Origin of the sequence: Thioalkalivibrio sp. ALE28, assembly GCF_000377425.1 — a bacterium.
Lineage (GTDB): Bacteria > Pseudomonadota > Gammaproteobacteria > Ectothiorhodospirales > Ectothiorhodospiraceae > Thioalkalivibrio.
In genome coordinates, this window is record NZ_KB898093.1 from 143,114 (window position 1) to 161,984 (window position 18,871).

The window sequence follows — 18,871 nt, forward strand, 5'->3', positions numbered from 1 at the left end:
AACCCGAACACCAGCATCGATCGAGGACAACCATGCCAACTTTCGTATACATGACCCGTTGCGATGGCTGTGGGTACTGCGTGGACATCTGCCCGTCAGACATCATGCATATCGACGAAACCACCCGTCGCGCCTACAACATCGAGCCCAACATGTGCTGGGAATGCTTTTCCTGCGTGAAGGCCTGCCCGCACCATGCGATTGACGTGCGCGGCTACGCGGACTTCGCCCCACTGGGGCACAGCGTGCGCGTCGATCGCGACGAAGAGCGCGGCACCATCGCCTGGAAGATCAAGTTCCGCGACGGTCGGGAGAAGGACTTCCTGTCGCCGATTACCACCAAGCCCTGGGGCAAGCACATCCCGCAGCTGGCGGACGTCCCCGCACCGGACAAATCCATGCGTGACAGCCAGCTGTTGTTCAACGAGCCCAAGTACATCCGGATGGATGAGGGGGATCTGCACACGCTTGAGGCCGCCGGTCTCAAACTGAAAGAAGGGGTGTACTACTGATGGCCTACAAGACAATCGTCGAAGACAACATCGACATCCTGGTCTGTGGCGCCGGGCTCGGCGGCACGGGTGCCGCCTGGGAAGCCCGCTTCTGGGGGCAGGACAAGAAGGTCGTGATTGCCGAAAAGGCCAACATCGACCGCTCTGGTGCGGTGGCCCAGGGCCTGTACGCGATCAACTGCTACATGGGCACCCGCTGGGGCGAGAACAACCCCGAGGACCATGTGCGCTACGCCCGCATCGACCTGATGGGCATGGTGCGCGAGGACCTGCTGTTCGACATGGCGCGCCACGTGGACTCCACCGTGCACCAGTTCGAGGAGTGGGGCCTGCCGCTGATGCGCGACCCGAAGACGGGCGCCTATCAGCGAGAAGGTCGCTGGCAGATCATGATCCACGGCGAGTCCTACAAGCCGATCGTGGCCGAGGCCGCCAAGAAGTCCGCGGACACGATCTACAACCGCATCTGCGTGACCCATCTGCTGATGGACGAGTCCAAGGAGAACCGGGTCGCCGGCGCCGTGGGCTTTAACGTTCGCACCGGCAACTACCACGTTTTCAAGTCGAAGTCGGTGATCGTGGCCGCCGGAGGCGCCTCGATGATCTTCAAGCCGCGTTCGGTCGGTGAGGGTGCGGGTCGCGTCTGGTATGCCCCGTGGTCGTCCGGCTCGGCCTATGGCCTGCTGATCAACGCCGGTGCCAAGATGACCCAGATGGAGAACCGCATCGTGCTGGCCCGCTTCAAGGATGGCTACGGTCCGGTGGGTGCGTACTTCCTGCATCTGAAGACCCGTACGCAGAACTGCAATGGCGAAGAGTACGAATCCAAGTGGTGGCCGCAGCTGCAGGAGATGGTCGGCAAGGAGTACCTCGATCCGGAGGCCTCCCACCGGACCCATCGCCCGATCCCGACCTGCCTGCGCAACCACGCATTCCTGAACGAGGTGAATGCCGGTCGTGGCCCGATCCACATGGTCACCATGGAGGCCTTCCAGGATCCGCACCTTGAAGAGGTGGGCTGGGAGAACTTCCTGGGCATGACCGTCGGCCAGGCCGTGCTGTGGGCCGCCACCGACGTGGACCCCAAGAACGAGAACCCCGAGCTCACCACCTCGGAGCCCTACGTGATGGGCTCGCACGCCACGGGTTGTGGCGCCTGGTGCTCCGGTCCGGAGGATGTCTCCCCGCCCGAGTACTTCTGGGGCTACAACCGCATGACCAGCGTCGAGGGCCTGTTCGGTGCCGGCGATGCCGTGGGCGGGACGCCGCACGCGTTCTCCTCCGGTTCCTTCACCGAGGGCCGCTTGGCCGCCAAGGCCGCTTGCAAGTACATCGACGATGGCAAGGCCGACGGTATCCGGGTCTCCGACTCGCAGATCAACAAGCTGAAAGAGGAGATCTACAAGCCGCTGGAGCACTACAAGATCTACAGCAACGAGGTCGTGGCCGGTTCGGTCAATCCGAACTTCATCAACCCGCGCCAGGGTCTTGACCGCCTGCAGAAGCTGATGGATGAATACTGTGGCGGCGTAACGGTCAGCTACATGACCAACGAGAAGCTGCTCAATATCGGCCTGAAGAAGATGAAGATCCTGGAAGAGGATCTGGACAAGCTGGCGGCGGAGGACATCCACGAGCTGCTGCGTGCCTGGGAGCTGAAGCACCGCGTGCGCACCGCCGAGAGCGTCTTCCACCACACCCTGTTCCGCAAGGAAACCCGCTGGCCGGGCTACTACTACCGCGGCGACTACATGAAGCTCGATGACAAGAACTGGCACCACCTGACGGTTTCGCGTCGTGACCCGAAGACGGGCGAGTACACCATGGAGAAGGCGCCCTGCTACCACCTGGTCGACAAGGACGAGGCGCCGGCCAAGGAGGCCGAGAAGGAGGAAGCCTAGGGTGCTGCGGTGGCGGGGCCGCAGCCGGCCCCGCCACCATGCTCGGCAGCCGCGATGACCCACGCGTTCGCGCGTCGGTCATCCCTTTCAACCGCCACACCTGAGGGTTTTCAATATGACCAGTGCAGCTGAAGCACAGACGTTGCCGGAGACCTCGATGAACATCATCGACCACTCCGACCAGGAGATCCTCGAGATTGCCCACCCCATCTGGAGCGACCTAATCAAGCACTCCAACAAGGGGCAGTACGGCAAGTTCGTCCGCCGGTTCTCCTACCACCTGCTGTTTGGCCTCAACGAGGTCGAGGTGGGCAAGCAGTTCGCCCAGAGCGAGTTGACCCGCAATCTCAGCGAGGACTGGGATTTCCTGGGCATTATTCGCCGTGGCGAGCATGTCACCGTCCTGTATCGCGTGCGCAGCACAAAGAAGGAGGGCGAGTGGCTGGGCCGGATGGTCCTCGGCTACGAGGAAGGCGAGGTACGCATCTTTGGTGCGTCCATTTTCTGACAATGCGGGACTGTTCATGACCGAAGTAATCCAGGACAACAAGTACGTCGAGCTGAACTACCAGGTGATCGACCAGAAAACCGGCCAGGTGCTGACCGAGGTCGAGTTCCCGCTGGGCTATGTCCACGGCGTCAACGAGGTCCTGTCGCCCCAGGTCATGGGCGAGCTGGAAGGCCGCGCCCAAGGCGAAACCATCGAAGTGCCGATCGACTGCAACGCCCTCTATGGCCCGCGCGACGAGTCGCTCGTGATCACGGACGCGATCGAAAACGTGCCGGAGGAGTACCGCGAGGTGGGGACCGCCATCCTGATGGAGAACGATCGCGGCCAGACCAAGAGCTTTCTGGTGACACGGCTCGACGACAAGACCATCACCATCGACGGCAACAATCCACTGTGCGGCCGTCAGGTGATCTTCAAGCTGAACATCCTGCTGGTACGCGATGCCACCGACGAGGAAATCGCACACGGTGGCAAGGTGGAGTCGGGCCCGGAGATCGACAGCGGGCGCGCGGTCCCTATCGAGTGATGGAGCAGGCGTTCGGCGCGTGAGTATGTCGGGGCAGGGCGACGCCAGTTCTCCGCCCCTCTTTTTTCATCGAAGCGAGGTGAATGCACCATGAGTCAGCAATCTGACAAGAAGCACCCGGAAGTGCCGGACGGCAAGTCGCGCTTTCTGGTAACCCGGCAGATGAAGCCCAACGAAAAGGGCTTCGTCGGCTACGAGACCATCTGGGAACCCTTCCAGAAGGAAGCCGAATACCAGACCCCCAAACGCCCCTGAGCCGATCGCCGGTCGCGCATCTGCCCCGCAGGCGCGCGACCGTGTCGATCCTTTAACGGCGGCGATGAACCCATCCCGGATAGCCCGCCAACGGGACTGCGGTGTGCGCCTGTTGCACCGAAACCGATCTCTACCTGTATTTCCCCGATTCTTGAAGGTCCCGGTGTCGCAACGGAATTGCGCCGCCAGCGCCTCGTTGAGCTCACAAAAAAGCCCCGCCGGGGCGTAGTCCGGCGGGGCTCGGAAAACGGGGACGGCGGTCCTGGCCGCCGGCCCCGGTATTGCTCGGTCAGAAGTCGTAACGCATCCCGATCGAGAGGGCGGTAGCGTTCTCGCCACCCACACCCGGCTGGCTGACGCTCTTGGCGGCATTCCACGGCGCCAGGGCCGAGTTGTCGTCGTTGTCGACCATTGCGATGTTGCCGTAGAAGCGCAGGTCGCTGTCGAGGCGGTATTCCAGGCCCAGGGCGTACATCGTTGCGTCAGCATCAGTCAGATCGGAATCCAGCTGGAAGACGTGACCGTTCAGGTACATGCTCGGGGTCAGGCGGAACTGGCCGCCCAGGCCGTAGACATCGGCGTCGTCGCCACCGACGGTCTCGGAATTCTGGTAGAACGCGCCCATGCGGAAGGCGGGCGTGATGCGATAGCCGACGGCCAGGCGCCAGGCATCCGGGTTCACATCGCCATCTTCCTGCTTTTCGTAGGCTAGGGCGCCGGTCAGGTCGCCCATGCTCAGTTTCAGAGATGTGGAGTAGGCCTTGTTCGGGGCCCCGTCGGCGGTGGTGGCGCCGTCCGTCTCGTTCGAGTACTGGATGTTCCAGGTCAGGCCGCCGAAGCTCGGGGTCTGGTAGTGGATGCTGTTATTGAAGCGTTCGTCGAAGCGGCCGGTCTGCGCGGCGGAACGGGTCAGGTTGCGCATGTCACCGACCTGGTCGCCGAAGAAGTTGGCCGGACCGCGGGCGCGTTTAAAGGGGGTGTCGAACTTGCCGATGCGCAGCATGCCCCACTCGGAGCCCTTGATGCCGACGAAGGTATCGCGAGTCGCGAAATTCGTCCCGTTGGTGTCGAAATTGATCTGTTGTTCGATCTGGAACATCCCGACCAGTTGTTCACGGAACTCGCGCTCGCCCTTGAAGCCCAGGCGGCTGGAATTGCTCGACACATTGAATTCGTTGTAGTCGGCGCCGTCGTCGAGGACATCGGCGGACAGGTGGGCGCGGCCGTACAGCGTCCAGTCGGCGGTAGCCAGGGCCGGTACGACGAGTCCGGCGGCGATGAGGCTGGTCAGCAGGTGCTTGCGATTCATGGGATTCTCCCCTTCATAAAGTGTGCAGGTTGGCGGGCCGCGAGGGCGTCCCGACAGGGCGCAAGCATGGGGAGGGCGAGTGACGTGTCCGTTACGGGGCGGTGAAGATCGCGTTAAAACGCGACACTGTTGCGCAAATGAAACACCTGGGCCGGGAACCTGCTAGCGAGCGGCGAGTCCTCTAAAGGGTGAGCGGGTTCGAGGCCCGTCACGATGCAGTACCGAATGGGAGGGACCGTGGTGGCGCGACGGCCGGATCCGACGTTCTCTGGGCGAGTGCGCTGGCCCCTGTTCGCCAGCCTGTTGGTGGCGGTCACCGCACAGGCCGACGACGGGCCCACGGTCCTGGATCCAGTCGAAGTGACTGTCACTGCTCCGCGCCTGGCCACGCCGCTGGCGGACCTGCCGGCCGCGGTATCGCGCGTGGACGAGCGCCAGGCGACCGAGGGGCGGCAGGGCCTGCAGCTGGACGAGGCGCTCAATCGCGTGCCGGGCCTGTTCGCCCAGAACCGCTACAACTTTGCCCAGGATGTCCGGATCTCGATCCGCGGTTTCGGATCGCGCGCTCCCTTTGGCGTGCGCGGGCTGCGCATCCTGCAGGACGGCATCCCGGAGACCACCCCCGACGGCCAGTCACAGGTGGACGCGATCGACCTGCTGAACCTGCGCGACATCGAGGTCCTGCGCGGACCCAGCGCCGCGCTGTACGGCAATGCCTCCGGAGGCGTGATCTCGGCGCGCACCCGCGACGGCCGCGACCCGCGTGGCTTTGGTGGCGGGGTGCTGCTGGGCAGCTACGGTTATCGCCGCGCCGAGGCCATCGCCGAACAGGACCACGGCAACCATCGCTATTCCCTGACCGCCCACGACTTCGCGATCGACGGCTACCGCGACCAGTCCACCGCCGAGAAGCGCTACCTGCGCCTGCACACCGCCTCGGAGCTGGAGGCCGGCACGCTGAACTTCCACCTGCGCTACCTCGATGCCCCGCGCACCGACGACCCCGGCGGGCTCACCCGCGAGGAGATGCGTCAGAACCGGCGCGCGGCCGCCCCGCTGGCCACGGCCCTTGACAGTACCCAGGCGGCCGAGCAGCTCACGACGGGGTTGCAGTGGGAACAGTCCCTCGGACCCGGCGAGCTGCGCCTCGGGGGGTTCTGGACCCAGCGCGACTACGCGCAGCAACTGCCATTCCCCGGTGACTCGCGGGTGGCCTTTGATCGCGACTTCTACGGCCTCAACGCCCAGTACGAACAGGACATCGGGCCGACCCGGGTGCTGACCGGGATCGACCTGGAAGAGCAGCGTGACGACCGCACCCGGCGCTGTACGTCGGGGACTTTCGCACCGGGGCTGGACTGTGACGAAGACGAAGTCGTTGGAGATCTGGCCCTGGACCAGCTAGAGCGCGCCCGCTCGCGAGGAGTGTTTATACAAACCGACACCGCGCTGGGGTCGGACTGGAACATGGTGCTCGGCGCGCGCCACGACCGCATCCGCATGTCCATCGACGACCACTTCTCTGACCGGGTCGGCGAACCGGATCGCTCGGATGCGAGGACCTTCCGCGAGACCAGCGCGATGGCGGGGCTGATCTGGCACTTCCAGCCGGACTACCGGGCCTACGTGAACGTGGCCACCAACTTCGAGACCCCGACCTTCACCGAGTTCGCGAACCCCGAGGGCGGGGGTGGCTTCAACGACGCCCTCGACCCCCAGCGGGCACGCAGCATCGAGGTCGGGATCCGCCGCGAGACCGCTCGCCTGGCCTGGGATGCCTCGGTCTACGCGACCCGCGTGCGCGACGAGATCGCCCCGTTCGAGGAGCCCAACGTGGACGGTCGCACGTTCTACACCAACGCCGGCCGAACCGCGCGCAACGGCTTCGAGCTGGCGGTCGACTGGGCCGCGACCGAGCAGTGGACGCTGTCCAGCGCGCTCAGCCTGAACGACTTCCGCTATCGGGATTTCGTGGACCAGCAGGGTGAGCGGCGCGATGGCAACCGCCTGCCCGGGCTGCCGCGCGAGCAGCTGTTCGTGGAGGCCGACTGGCGCCAGGGGCCTTACTTTTTCACCATCGATGCGCTGTACACAGGCGGGCGCTACGTGAACGACGCCAACGACGAACGAGTGGGCGGACAGACCACGCTGAACCTGCGCGCGGGCCGCCACTGGCAGGATGGCAACGCCCATGTCGAGGCCTTCGTGGCCGCGAACAACCTGCTGGATGCGGACCACGTCGACAACATCCGCATCAACGACGGCAACCGCCGCTACTACGAACCGGCCCCCGGCCTGACCCTGATGGCCGGCATGCGCATGACCTTCGGGCGCTAGCGCGCGCCACCAAGCCGGACCCTGCACCGTCATTGCGAGGAGGCGCAGCCGACGAAGCACAAAGGCGCGAAGCGCGTTGAACGGCCGCAGGCCGGCCCGAAGGGCGAACGCAGCGAGTAATCTCCCTCCGGAAGCACCGCGTTGCCAGCGTTCGGAGATTGCCACGTCGGCTTCGCCTCCTCGCAATGACGGTGCCATGAAGAGGGGCCGTCGCCGCAACGTCGCGGGATGCCCCGACCGACGGGAGCTGCATTAAGGACGGGTGTTCGGCTAGTCGCGACGCCCGGGCCCCTCCAGCGGTTCTTTCGGCTCGATCTCGTCCAGTCGCCCCTGCTCGATTTTGCGCAGGGTCTCCGGATCCGTCCCGTCGTCCTCCTCCCAGGAGGGCCGTCGCGCGGGCGGTAGCGGGTCGCGCCGGTACAAGAACCAGCCGCAGATCGCACCGACCACGGCGCCGAACAGGTGCGCCTCGAATGAGACCCGGGGCGCGCTGGGGAATATGCCCCAGATCATGCTGCCGTAGAGGAACAGGATGATGATGGCGAGCGCGATGGACAGCGCGTCGCGCCGACGAATGCCAATAACTACGGCAAAGAACATCAGGCCGTGCGTCAGGCCCGAGGCCCCGATGTGCAGGCCTTCGCGGGCGAAGAGCCAGACGCCGAGGCCACCCATCAGCCAGATCAACGGGACCGCCACGCGCGTGGCGCGAGGGAACCCATAGAGGGTGAGCATGCCGAGCACCCAGAGGGTGGGCACGTTGGCGAGCAGGTGGCCCCAGGAGCCGTGGATCAGCGGCGAGGTGATGATGCCCAGCGCCCCGACCGCGTCGCGCGGCAGGATGCCCAGCCGCGACCAGTCCCCGCCCAGCAGGTCGTGCAGGGCGTGGATCACGATCAGGATGGCGGCCCCCAGCATGGGCCAGAGCAGCGCACGCCGAATCCGCTCCTGCTCGGCCCGGGGGTCGGCCGGGGGTGCCGGCCGGCGAAGATTCATCATCCGCCTAGCCTGCCACGCCTGGACAAGAGGTCCAATCTCTCCAATCCCCCGGCGCCGCCACGGGCACCGTCATTGCGAGGCCCCGCAGGGGCCGCGGCAACCTCCTGAAGCTTGCGCAGTGTCGGGGTCCGAGGGTTTCGGAGGGAGATTACTCGCTGCGCTCGCCCTTCGGGCCGGCCTGCGGCCGTTCAACGCGCTTCGCGCCTTTGTGCTTCGTCGCTGCACTCCTCGCAATGACGGTGGCGGTGCTAGTGCCCGCCCGGCCCCAGGTCGGCGCCCTTGTCGTGCTGCGCGAGCTTGTCGTGCAGTTCACCACTTTCACCTCGCGGGGCCTTCACCTCGACCTCCATGCCGTTGCGGCGGAACTTGCCGACGACCTTGTCGATGGCGGCCACCGCCGAGCTGTCCCACAGCGAGGCGCGGGTCAGGTCGATCTCGATGTGATGGATGCCTTCGCGGTAGTCGAAGCTGTCGATGAACTTGTCCACGGCGACGAAGAACAACTGGCCGCGCACGGTATAGATCCGGGTCCGGCCGTCCTCGGAGAGCGCACTGGTGACCTCGACCGCCTTGACCATCTTGCGCGCGAAGAAGATCGCCGAGAGCAGCACGCCGGCGAACACGCCCAGCGACAGGTCGTGGGTGATCACGGTGGTGCCAACGGTCACGATCAGCACGGTGGCGTCGGTGCGCGGCAGCTTGTGCAGGGTGGTCAGCGAGCCCCAGTCGAAGGTGGCGATGGAGACCATGATCATCACCGCGACCAGCGCGGCCATTGGGATGATCGAGACCAGATCCCCCAGGAACACGATGAACAGCAGCAGGAAGATGCCCGCCGACAGCGTGGACAACCGCCCCAGCCCCCCGGACTTGATGTTGATCACCGACTGCCCAATCATCGCGCAGCCCGCCATGCCACCGAAAAAGCCGGTGACGACATTGGCGATGCCCTGGCCCTGGGCCTCGCGGTTCTTGCCGGAGGGCGTGTCGGTCAGATCGTCGAGGATGGAGGCGGTCAGCAGCGACTCCAGCAGGCCGACGATCGCCAGCGCGAAGGCGGTCGGGAAGATGATCTGCAGCGTCTCCCAGTTCAGCGGGATGTCGGGGAACAGGAACACCGGCAGGCCGTCCGGCAGGTCGCCCATGTCGCCGACCTCCAGCGTCGGCAGCCCCATGAAATAGACCACGACGCTGAGCACCACGATCGCGACGAGCGGCGGCGGCAGCAGCTTCGGATAGCCAGGGATCATCGGCAGGCCATAGAGGATGATCAGGCCGGCCGTGACCAGCGCCCACATGGTGGTGTCGCCATCCACCAGGTAGGGCACCTGGGACAGGAAGATCAGGATCGCCAGCGCATTCACGAAGCCGACCAGCACCGTGCGCGGGATGAACATCATGTAGCGCGCGAGCTTGGCCCAGGCGAACAGGATCTGGATGATGCCGGTCAGGATGGTCGCGGCCAGCAGGTACTGCAGTCCGTGCTCGGCGATGAGTGTCACCATCAGCAGGGCCATGGCCCCGGTCGCGGCCGAGATCATGCCGGGGCGCCCTCCGGCGAAGGCGATCACCACCGCCATGGTGAAGGACGCGTACAAGCCCACGCTCGGGTCCACCCCGGCGATAATGGAAAACGCGATCGCCTCCGGGATCAGGGCCAGCGCGACCACGATCCCGGCAATCAGGTCGCCGCGCACATTGAACAACCAGATCTTGCGCTGGCGGGACAGGAAGTCTTGTAGGGTCTGCTGCACGTTACGTTCCCCAATACCGATGCGCGCCGAAGCCGACATGCGTCGGGATCAACGGGTGAACGAACAGGTACCAGAGACTTGTGCGAAGTAGCCGGGCCCGGTTGCCACCAGTGGATGGCGCGGTTGCAAGCGGTTCAATGCCGGTACAGACTGAAACCGCCAGGAAAGGCGACAAAGTCTAGCACTTCATAAGCCCGTCCTGAAGTTTGCCGCCCCGCTCAAGCCTTTGTCGGGGCTCTTCCATGCGTTCAATTGGGGATCTTCATGCTGCAGCGCGTCATCATCGCCGTCGACTTCTCGCCCGCCTCTGCCGCGGCCCTGGCTGTTGCACGCCAGCACTGCCCTGGGGCGAAGAAGCGGCTGCTCTATGTGATGAAGCCGTCGGACGTGGCAGGGCCCAGTTCCGCTGGTGCGTTCAGTGGTGCGGGGTCGTCGCCCCTGAATGCAAAGGAAATGCGCCATTCGGCGGAAGAAAAAATCCGGTCGCAGTTGCAGGAGTGGGCGGAGGCAGATGACGAGGTCGCCATCGCCGTGGGCAGTGCGCCGGAGGAGATCTCCCGTCATGCCGAGGAGTGGGGCGCGGATATGATCGTGATGGGGACCCGCGGGCGCAGTCAGATCGCCAACATGCTCTCCGGTTCCGCGACCGAGTGGCTGGTGCGCAACGCCCGCCTGCCGGTACTGGTCGTGCACGACGTGCCGCTGTCCGACTCCATGAAGGAAAAGCTGCCGCCGGAAGGCGCCGTCGACTGAGCCCGATCGCCGTTCGCCGACACGTAGAAGGCCCGCTTTCCAGCGGGCCTTCCTCGTTCCTGTGGAATGCTCGCGCGGTGTCGAGGCCCCAGGCATGTAGGAGGCCAGCCCCGCCGTGACGCTAGCCGCCGGTCATGGACATGAAGCGCATGACCTTTTCCGGGCGCTCGGAGAATTCGTGGCGTTCCGGTTTCAGGTTGATGGCCTGGACCACCAGATCCTCCAGTTCGGAATCGGTGCAGCCCTCGCGCAGGTAGGGGCGCAGGTTCAGGCTGTGGTCGTTGCCCAGGCAGGTGTAGATGGTGCCGTCCACCGACAGGCGCACGCGGTTGCAGGTATCGCAGAAGTGCTGCGAGATCGGCGTAATGAAGCCGATTCGCACCGGCGTATCGGGGATCTGCATGTAGCGCGCCGGGCCGCCGCCCGGCATCACGCCGGGTACCAGGTTGTAGCGCTGCTCCAGACGGGCGCGCACGTCCTGCAGGTTCACGTAGTGACCCTCTTTCGCCTCGCGGCCGGTGTCGCCCATCGGCATGGTCTCGATGAAGCGCAGGGTGAAGCCGTGCTCGATGCAGAAGTCGACCATGTCCTCGACTTCCGGCTCGTTGATCCCGCCCATTACCACCATGTTGATCTTGATCGGGTCGAGCCCGGCGGCCTTGGAGGCCATCAGCCCGTCCAGCACCTTGTCCAGCTTGCCGCCGGTGATCTCCTTGAAGACTTCCGGCTTGAGCGAGTCGAGACTGACGTTGATGCGCGCCACGCCAGCATCCTTCAGTTCCTGGGCATGGCGCGCCATGCGCGTGGCATTGGTGGACAGCGAGATGTCGTCGATGCCAGGCAGGGCGTTCAGGCGTGCGGCCAGGTCCGGGAGGTTCTTGCGTACCAGCGGCTCGCCGCCGGTCAGGCGCACGCGGCGGGTGCCCAGACGTCCGAAGGCTCCCATGACGCGCTCGATCTCCTCGAAGCTGAGCCAGTGATCCGGCTCCTCGAAGTCGCGAAAGCCCTTGGGCATGCAGTAGAAGCAGCGCAGGTCGCAGCGGTCGGTGACCGAGAGGCGGACATATTCGATGCGGCGGCCGAAGGCATCCACCAGTGCGTTCTCGTCCTTGAGGGGCTGTTCCATGGGGTGCTCCGTCCTGCCGATGGGGGCGATATGTTTCATCACACACATCGTAGACCACTTCTCCGAGAACGCAACAACAATGCCTCAGAATCGTTGCGGCAATAAACAAAATCTCTCACAGATAATTTTGTCTTATTCCAAGATAAGAACTTTTCGTTGGCCAAAAGCCCGGCTTATGGCCAATATGGCCCATGAATAAGCAAACCGTAATCTATGGGGTCGTCTGAATGAGCGCGTTGCCCGAGTTCGAGAACCACAGCGAGCAGGAGATCAAGTACACCACCTGCTACATGTGTGCCTGCCGCTGCGGCATCAAGGTTACCGTCCAGAACAACAAGGTCCGCTATATCCAGGGCAATCGGCATCACCCGATCAACAAGGGGGTGCTGTGTGCCAAGGGTAACGCGGGGATCATGAAGCAGCAGTCCCCGGCGCGCCTGCACCAGCCGATGCGCCGCAAGCCCGGCACCGAGCGCGGCGCCGGCGAGTTCGAGCCGATCTCCTGGGACGAGGCCCTGGACATGCTGTCCACGCGGCTGCAGAAGATCCGCGAGACCGACCCGCGCAAGCTGGCGTTCTTCACCGGCCGCGACCAGATGCAGGCCCTGACCGGTCTGTGGGCGACCCAGTTCGGCACGTACAACTGGGCGGCCCACGGCGGCTTCTGCTCGGTGAACATGGCCACCGGCGGTCTGTATACCACCGGCTTCGCCTTCTGGGAATTCGGCGACCCCGACTGGGACCGCACCAAGTACCACATGCTCTGGGGCGTGGCGGAAGACCATGCCTCCAACCCGATCAAGATCGGTCTGGAGAAGCTCAAGCGCCGCGGCGGCAAGTTTGTCGCGATCAACCCGGTGCGCACCGGCTACCAGGCGATCGCCGACGAGTGGGTGGGCATCAAGCCCGGTACCGACGGCCTGTTCGCGCTGTCGATGCTGCACGTGCTGCTGAAGAACGACCAGTTCGACTGGGACTTCCTGGTGCGCTACACCAACGCCACCCAGTTGGTGGTGCAGACCCCGGGGCAGAAGGGCGATGGCCTGATCCTGCGTGACGAGGCCGGCAACCCGCTGGTCTGGGAGCTGGAACAGGAGGCGTTCGTCGACGGCACCCAGGTCGACATCAAGCCGGCGTTGTTCGGCGAGTACACCGCGCCCGACGGCCGCCCGGTCAAGACCGTGATGACGCTGCTGGCCGAGCGCTACCTGAGCGACGAGTATTCCCCGGAGAACACCGCCGAGGTCACCGGCGTCCCGGCCGACCAGACCGAGCGCCTGGCGCTGGAGATGGCGCACGTTGCGTTCAAGGAGACGATCGAACTCGATATCGAGTGGACCGACTCCTGGGGCCGCAAGCACGACAAGGTGTTCGGTCGCCCGGTGTCCATGCACGCGATGCGCGGCATCTCCGCGCACTCCAACGGCTTCCAGACCTGCCGCGCGATCCATCTGCTGCAGATCATGCTGGGCTCGGTGGACTGCCCCGGCGGTCACCTGGCCAAGCCGCCGTATCCCAAGCACGTCCCGCCGGGCATCAAGCCGGCCAAGGAATGCGCGCCGAACACCCCGCTGAAGAGCCCGCCGCTCGGTTTCCCGACCGCGCCGGAGGACCTGGTCATCGATGACGAAGGCAACCCGCTGCGCATCGACAAGGCGTTCTCCTGGGATGCCCCGATCTCCAACCATGGCCTGATGCACATGGTGGTGACCAATGCGGTCAACGGCGATCCCTATCCGATCGACACGCTGATCTTCTTCATGGCGAACATGTCCTGGAACTCCTCGATGAATACCGCCGAGGTGATGGACATGCTGCGGGCGAAGGACGACAGCGGCGAGTACAAGATCCCGTTCCTGGTGGTCGCGGATGCGTTCCACTCGGAGACGGTCAACTTTGCCGATCTGGTGCTCCCGGATACGACCTATCTGGAGCGATACGACACCATCTCCATGCTGGACCGCCCGATCTCCGAGCCGGCCGCGGCGGCGGACTCCATCCGCCACCCGATCCTCGAGGTCGACCGCGACGTGCGTCCCTGGCAGGAGGTCATGGTCGAGCTGGCCGGCCGCCTGAAGTTCCCGGCGTTCACCAACGACGATGGCAGCCGCAAGTTCGAGGACTACAAGGACTTCATCGTCAACTTCGAGAAGGAGCCCGGCATCGGTTTCCTGTCCGGCTACCGCGGCAAGGACGGCAAGACCCACCTGCGTGGCGAGCCGAACCCGAAGCAGTGGGAGGCGTACATCGAGAACCAGGGGTTCTTCGTGCATCACCTGGCGCCGAACCAGCAGTTCTACCGCTACGCCAACAAGGAGTACCTGGAGCTGGCCAAGCACGCCGGCTGGGTGGGCAAGACCGACCCGATCACCATCGAGCTCTACTCCGAGACCCAGCAGCGCTTCAAGCTGGCCGGTCAGGGCCTGTATGACGGCCCGCAGCCGACCAAGCAGGAGCACAAGGATCGCCTGACCCAGTTCTTCGATCCGCTGCCGATCTGGCACAAGCCGCTGGAACAGACCCGGATCGACGAGGAGGAGTATCCCTTCTACGCGGTCAACCAGCGTCCGATGTTCATGTACCACTCCTGGGATTCGCAGAACGCCTGGCTGCGCCAGATCTGCGCCCAGAACTACCTGTACATGAACCGCGGCAAGGCGGAGTCCATGGGCATCGCCGACATGTCCTGGGTGTGGCTCGAGTCGCACAACGGCAAGATCCGCGTGCAGGTCAAGCTGATCGAGGGCTGCGAGCCGAGCACCGTCTGGACCTGGAACGCCATCGGCAAGCAGAAGGGCGCCTGGGGCCTGAAGCCGGACGCGAACGAGTCCAACAAGGGCTTCCTGATGAACCACCTGATCAGCGAGCTGCTGCCGAAGAAGGGCGACCCGGTGGACAACATCACCAACTCCGACCCGGTCACCGGCCAGGCCGCGTGGTACGACCTGAAGGTCAAGATCACCCCGGCCGACCCGGAAGAGGCCAGCACCTGGCCCGACTTCGACACGATCAAGCCGGCGCCCGGCATGTCCGAGGCCCCGGACCAGCTCCGCTACGCGGCGCACAAGCCGGTGCACCTGAACCGTTCCATCCGCGACGTGCTGACGCGCGGCTCGCTGGACGACGAACAGTAGGCATCACGGATCCGGGCCATGCCGCCGGCCGAAGCCGGCGGCCCGAGAGAATTTGAGGAGTACCTGAAATGCGACTTGGACTCGTAATCGACATGGATACCTGCGTGGGCTGTCACGCCTGCGCGGTGGCCTGCAAGCAGTGGAACACCAGCGGTACCACCGGCGCGCTGACCGACTATCGCCCCTATGGCGAGGACCCCAGCGGCGTGTGGTTCAACCGTATTCGCCACTACGAAGTCGGCGATTATCCCAACAACAAGACCGTGAACATCCCGATGTCCTGCATGCACTGCCAGCATGCTGACTGCGTGAACGTCTGCCCGACCGGCGCCTCCTACAAGCGCCCGGAAGACGGCATCGTGCTGGTCGACCAGGACAAGTGCATGGGCTGCAACTACTGCGCCTGGGCCTGCCCCTACGGCGCCCGCGAGCTGGACCGCGAAGACGGCGTGATGAAGAAGTGCACGCTGTGCGTGGACCGCATCTACGACGAGCAGCTGCCGCCGGAAGAGCGCCAGCCCGCCTGCGTGATCACCTGCCCGGCGCACGCCCGGTTCTTCGGTGACTTCGACGATCAGGACTCCGAGGTCAGCCGCCTGGTGCGCGAGCGCGGCGGCGTGAAGCAGATGCCGGAGCTGGGCTACAAGCCGGTCAACACCTATCTGCCCCCGCGTATCACCCGCCCGATCCCCACCGACGATGTGCGCGCCAACAAGCTCGTCACCTCGGTGAAGGACTGGGTCAACAAGATGGTCGCGCGCTAGGCGCGGCCCGAACGGGAGAATTCATATGCATCCGGCATTTTCCGTCATCCTGTTTACCGTCATCTCGGGTGCGGGCTACGGCCTGTTCATCCTGCTGGCGGCCTTCCATCTCGCGGGTATCGGCCCGGCCATGAGCCACGGCGAGCTGCTGGCGCACGGCCTGGTGTCGCTGGGCATGATCACCCTGGGGCTGATGCTCTCCACCGGCCACCTGGCGAACAAGAAGAACGCCTGGCGTTCCTTCATGCGCTTCAAGACCTCCTGGCTGTCGCGCGAGGCCGTGTTCGCGGTGCTGTTCTATCCCTTCGCCGGTATCTACGGCCTGGGTGTGCTGCTGCAGGGTTCGGCCATCGGGCCGCTGCCCGCCATGGCCGGCGCGATCGCGGCCGTGCTGGCCGTGATCACCCTGTTCTCCACCGGCATGATCTACGGCTGCCTGAAGACCATCCGCCAGTGGAACACGGCGCTGACCCCGGCGAATTACATCATGCTGGGCATCGCGACCGGCACCACGCTGTTCGCCGCCATCGCCGCGGTGTTCGGCAATGCCACCACGCTGCATGCGGGCGTGGCCATCGTCGCGCTGCTGGCCGCCGCGTTGCTCAAGGGGATCTACTACTTCTGGATCTCGCGCGTGAACGGTCCGACCATCAACACCGCGACCACCTTCAACCGGGCGACGGTGCGTCTGCTGGATACCGGCCACACCGCCGGTACGTTCCTGACTGACGAGTTCGGTTACGACCCGCGCAAGGACACCATCGACAACATCAAGATGGGCGTCTTCCTGCTCGGCTTCATCGCCCCGGTGCTGGTCTTCGGTTCGATCCTCTCCGGTGCGCCGGCCGGTATCGCCTGGCTGGCGGCGGTCTCGAGCCTGGTCGGGATCGGCATGGAGCGCTGGCTGTTCTTCGCCGAGGCCAAGCACGTCGTGCGCCTGTACCACGGTGCCCAGACCTGCACCGACTCCCTGGCCGAGCCGAGCCGTGTCGGCCCGGAAGTGGCCGCGGATACTCGCCGTGGCGACGCGCCGCGCGCCGAACTGGGCGATACGCCCGGGGGCTCCGGCTCCTGAGTCGGACGCAACCACACGGGTTACCCGGGCGCTCCGGGTAACCCGCATCAAAGGCCAGGGCAGCGGTCATCTGCAGCCCTGGCCTTTTCTGTTTCGAGGGGGCAGCCCCGCCCCGAGCGGGGTCCGTCCTGCCCTACCGGCCCTTGTCGTTCTCGTGCATCCCGTGAATGATGAAGTACCCCACGTACGCGAAGAAGGCCACGATGCCCACCAGCGTCACGATCGTCAGGATTCCGATGGGCGACTGAAACATGATTTCCATCAGCATGATCTTTCCTCCGGTTGGGTCCATGCACCTTCGACGCTAGCCCCCGGAATCGGCCTCCGATTTGATCCAGATCATGCCGGGCGACGATTCGGGATGCACGGGACGTCGCTGTGGCGGGTGTGGGGCGAGCGGAGGCCGGTGGGGCTTCGGTGCGTATCCCGCAAGCAGGCGAGAATGCCAGGGCTGCTGCGCGGGTCTCGGCTCGAACGGTAGGTTGGCAGGGTTGGGTTCGGGGGTGTTCAGGCGTCGCGCCCGAGAGGGTGAGCCGGGGTTTCGCGAAGCATGGCTTCGCGCCGGCGAACGCCCCAAGGCTGCCGCCGAGGGGCTGGACTCGCTGCGCGACCTGCGGTCGCTTGGCCCTTCGGGCCGGCACCGCCTGCGGCGGTACCGCGCGTCGGCCCGCGTTGCGGGCCTCGGCTCGAACGGAGGTTCGAATCGGGCTCTCAGACACCCCATTACGCAAAAAGGGACCACGAGGGTCCCTTTTTGCGTAATGGCGCGCCCGAGAGGATTCGAACCTCTGACCTCTGCCTCCGGAGGGCAGCGCTCTATCCAGCTGAGCTACGGGCGCAAGGGCTGCAATGATACGGGCGGGGCCGCGGGTGCGTCCAGCCATATTTGACCGCGCCGCTGGGTTTGTGGTCGCGCCTGGCATGATGCCCTATACTCTGCGCCCGATTTGCGCGTACCGCGCGAGCGCTTTTTGACAGGGCACACCACAAGGCCACGCATGGCCAGGATCTCGGAGGGAGAGAAGTGGGAAATCAACCGATCAAGATGGACACCGGGAACAAGGTGTTGCTTTTTATCGCATCCCTGGCCCTGCTGGCCACGGTGCTGTTTCTGGTGTCGCACCTTGCGAGCTGGATTGGGGGCATGATGGGCTCCCAGGCGGAGGCCGTGAGTGAGGAGCGTATTGCCGAGCGCATCGCGCCGATCGGCCGGGTGGTCTCTGGCGAGGTGGATTCCGCCGAGGAAGCCGCGGACCTCAGCCCGGGCGACATCTACGCCAACGTCTGCGCCGCCTGCCATGACTCGGGCGCCTCCGGTGCCCCGCTCAAGGACGACACGGACGAGTGGAACAACCGCCTGAACGACAAGGGTCTGGAGACCCTGTTCGAAAACTCGATCAACGGCATCGGCGCCATGCCGGCGCGCGGTGGCGACTCCAGCCTGACCGACGAGCAGATGCACGAGGCCGTGGCCTACATGCTCGACCAGGCGGGCGTCGATCACGACTACGAAGGTAGCGGTAACGGCGATGGCAACGGCAACGGCGACACCGCCGCGGACGCCGCCGCTGAAGGCGAGGAGCCGGTGGCCACCACCGACGCGGGCGAAGCGGCCGCCGAGGAAGAGGCCGAAGCCGTGGCCGCCATTGCGGTCGACGAGGGTGATGCCGAGCGCGGTCAGTCGCGTTACAACACCTGCGTGGCCTGCCATGGCGCGCAGGGTCAGGGCACCCCGGTGTTCCCGAAGCTGGCCGGCCGGGATGCCGACTACATCGCCGACAAGCTGGTGCGCTACCGCGCCGGCGAGACCGTTGGTGACCAGACGGCCCTGATGGCGCCGAACGCCGCGAACCTGTCGGATCAGGACATCGCCGATCTGGCCGTCTACGTGGCGACCTTCGAAGACTGATCGTCG

Annotated in this window: 16 protein-coding genes and 1 tRNA gene; 11 read left to right on the forward strand and 6 right to left on the reverse strand. The window is 65.1% G+C overall.

All coding sequences use genetic code 11. The annotated features are described in order from the left end of the window. Nucleotides 1–32: 32 nt before the first annotated feature. The 5 genes from aprB (at nucleotide 33) to D105_RS15170 (ending at nucleotide 3,705) form a co-directional block, all read left to right on the forward strand. Complete coding sequence (gene aprB, locus D105_RS0100675; RefSeq protein WP_038028264.1) at nucleotides 33–512, forward strand: adenylyl-sulfate reductase subunit beta; 480 nt, start codon at nucleotides 33–35, stop codon at nucleotides 510–512. Further along, nucleotides 512–2,413 carry an adenylyl-sulfate reductase subunit alpha gene (gene aprA / locus D105_RS0100680; protein WP_018877190.1) on the forward strand — a complete coding sequence of 634 codons (1,902 nt, stop codon included), beginning with the start codon at nucleotides 512–514 and terminating at the stop codon, nucleotides 2,411–2,413. Before aprB ends, aprA begins: the two co-directional genes overlap by 1 nt. Nucleotides 2,414–2,570: 157 nt before the next feature. Next, a complete protein-coding gene (locus D105_RS0100685; protein ID WP_018867728.1) occupies nucleotides 2,571–2,921 on the forward strand; it encodes a hypothetical protein in 351 nt (116 codons plus the stop codon). Nucleotides 2,922–2,937: 16 nt separating this feature from the next. Then, a complete protein-coding gene (locus D105_RS0100690; protein ID WP_018877191.1) occupies nucleotides 2,938–3,450 on the forward strand; it encodes a peptidylprolyl isomerase in 513 nt (170 codons plus the stop codon). 90 nt (nucleotides 3,451–3,540) lie between these two features. Further along, nucleotides 3,541–3,705 carry a hypothetical protein gene (locus tag D105_RS15170; protein ID WP_017942944.1) on the forward strand — a complete coding sequence of 55 codons (165 nt, stop codon included), beginning with the start codon at nucleotides 3,541–3,543 and terminating at the stop codon, nucleotides 3,703–3,705. A gap of 289 nt (nucleotides 3,706–3,994) precedes the next feature. Here the strand turns inward: D105_RS15170 and D105_RS0100700 are convergent, their stop codons facing one another. Then, complete coding sequence (locus D105_RS0100700; RefSeq protein ID WP_018877193.1) at nucleotides 3,995–5,014, reverse strand: porin; 1,020 nt, start codon at nucleotides 5,012–5,014, stop codon at nucleotides 3,995–3,997. Nucleotides 5,015–5,239: 225 nt separating this feature from the next. Here D105_RS0100700 and D105_RS0100705 point away from each other — a divergent pair, with 225 nt between their 5' ends. Continuing rightward, entirely contained in the window at nucleotides 5,240–7,351 is a 2,112-nt protein-coding gene (locus D105_RS0100705; protein ID WP_231366832.1) for a TonB-dependent receptor, read from the forward strand. Between the two features lie 270 nt (nucleotides 7,352–7,621). Here the strand turns inward: D105_RS0100705 and D105_RS0100710 are convergent, their stop codons facing one another. Both D105_RS0100710 and D105_RS0100715 read right to left on the reverse strand, forming a co-directional pair. Then, nucleotides 7,622–8,350: a rhomboid family intramembrane serine protease gene (locus D105_RS0100710; protein WP_018877195.1), complete on the reverse strand. Its 729-nt coding sequence runs from the start codon at nucleotides 8,348–8,350 to the stop codon at nucleotides 7,622–7,624. A gap of 248 nt (nucleotides 8,351–8,598) precedes the next feature. Then, the gene (locus tag D105_RS0100715; RefSeq protein WP_026280264.1) at nucleotides 8,599–10,104 is read right to left on the reverse strand and encodes a SulP family inorganic anion transporter; all 1,506 of its coding nucleotides are present in this window, start codon (nucleotides 10,102–10,104) and stop codon (nucleotides 8,599–8,601) included. Between the two features lie 264 nt (nucleotides 10,105–10,368). On the opposite strand from D105_RS0100715, the gene D105_RS0100720 reads away from it, so the two are divergent. After that, nucleotides 10,369–10,857 (forward strand): universal stress protein, encoded by a 489-nt coding sequence (locus D105_RS0100720; protein ID WP_018880902.1) that lies wholly within the window; start codon nucleotides 10,369–10,371, stop codon nucleotides 10,855–10,857. 121 nt (nucleotides 10,858–10,978) lie between these two features. Here D105_RS0100720 and moaA read toward each other — a convergent pair whose 3' ends face one another. Then, entirely contained in the window at nucleotides 10,979–11,983 is a 1,005-nt protein-coding gene (gene moaA, locus D105_RS0100725; RefSeq protein WP_018877197.1) for a GTP 3',8-cyclase MoaA, read from the reverse strand. A 227-nt stretch (nucleotides 11,984–12,210) separates the two neighbouring features. Here moaA and D105_RS0100730 point away from each other — a divergent pair, with 227 nt between their 5' ends. The 3 genes from D105_RS0100730 (at nucleotide 12,211) to D105_RS0100740 (ending at nucleotide 16,956) form a co-directional block, all read left to right on the forward strand. Then, complete coding sequence (locus tag D105_RS0100730; protein WP_018877198.1) at nucleotides 12,211–15,117, forward strand: molybdopterin oxidoreductase family protein; 2,907 nt, start codon at nucleotides 12,211–12,213, stop codon at nucleotides 15,115–15,117. Nucleotides 15,118–15,185: 68 nt separating this feature from the next. Continuing rightward, nucleotides 15,186–15,881: a 4Fe-4S dicluster domain-containing protein gene (locus D105_RS0100735; protein ID WP_026279312.1), complete on the forward strand. Its 696-nt coding sequence runs from the start codon at nucleotides 15,186–15,188 to the stop codon at nucleotides 15,879–15,881. 25 nt (nucleotides 15,882–15,906) lie between these two features. Continuing rightward, nucleotides 15,907–16,956: a DmsC/YnfH family molybdoenzyme membrane anchor subunit gene (locus D105_RS0100740; protein WP_018877199.1), complete on the forward strand. Its 1,050-nt coding sequence runs from the start codon at nucleotides 15,907–15,909 to the stop codon at nucleotides 16,954–16,956. A gap of 133 nt (nucleotides 16,957–17,089) precedes the next feature. Here D105_RS0100740 and D105_RS15330 read toward each other — a convergent pair whose 3' ends face one another. Together D105_RS15330 and D105_RS0100750 are read right to left on the reverse strand one after the other, a co-directional pair. Next, nucleotides 17,090–17,224 carry a hypothetical protein gene (locus D105_RS15330; protein ID WP_018867741.1) on the reverse strand — a complete coding sequence of 45 codons (135 nt, stop codon included), beginning with the start codon at nucleotides 17,222–17,224 and terminating at the stop codon, nucleotides 17,090–17,092. Nucleotides 17,225–17,718: 494 nt separating this feature from the next. Beyond that, nucleotides 17,719–17,795: transfer RNA gene (locus D105_RS0100750), tRNA-Arg, on the reverse strand. Between the two features lie 185 nt (nucleotides 17,796–17,980). Here D105_RS0100750 and D105_RS0100755 point away from each other — a divergent pair. Beyond that, nucleotides 17,981–18,865 carry a c-type cytochrome gene (locus tag D105_RS0100755; protein WP_018877200.1) on the forward strand — a complete coding sequence of 295 codons (885 nt, stop codon included), beginning with the start codon at nucleotides 17,981–17,983 and terminating at the stop codon, nucleotides 18,863–18,865. Nucleotides 18,866–18,871: the final 6 nt, after the last annotated feature.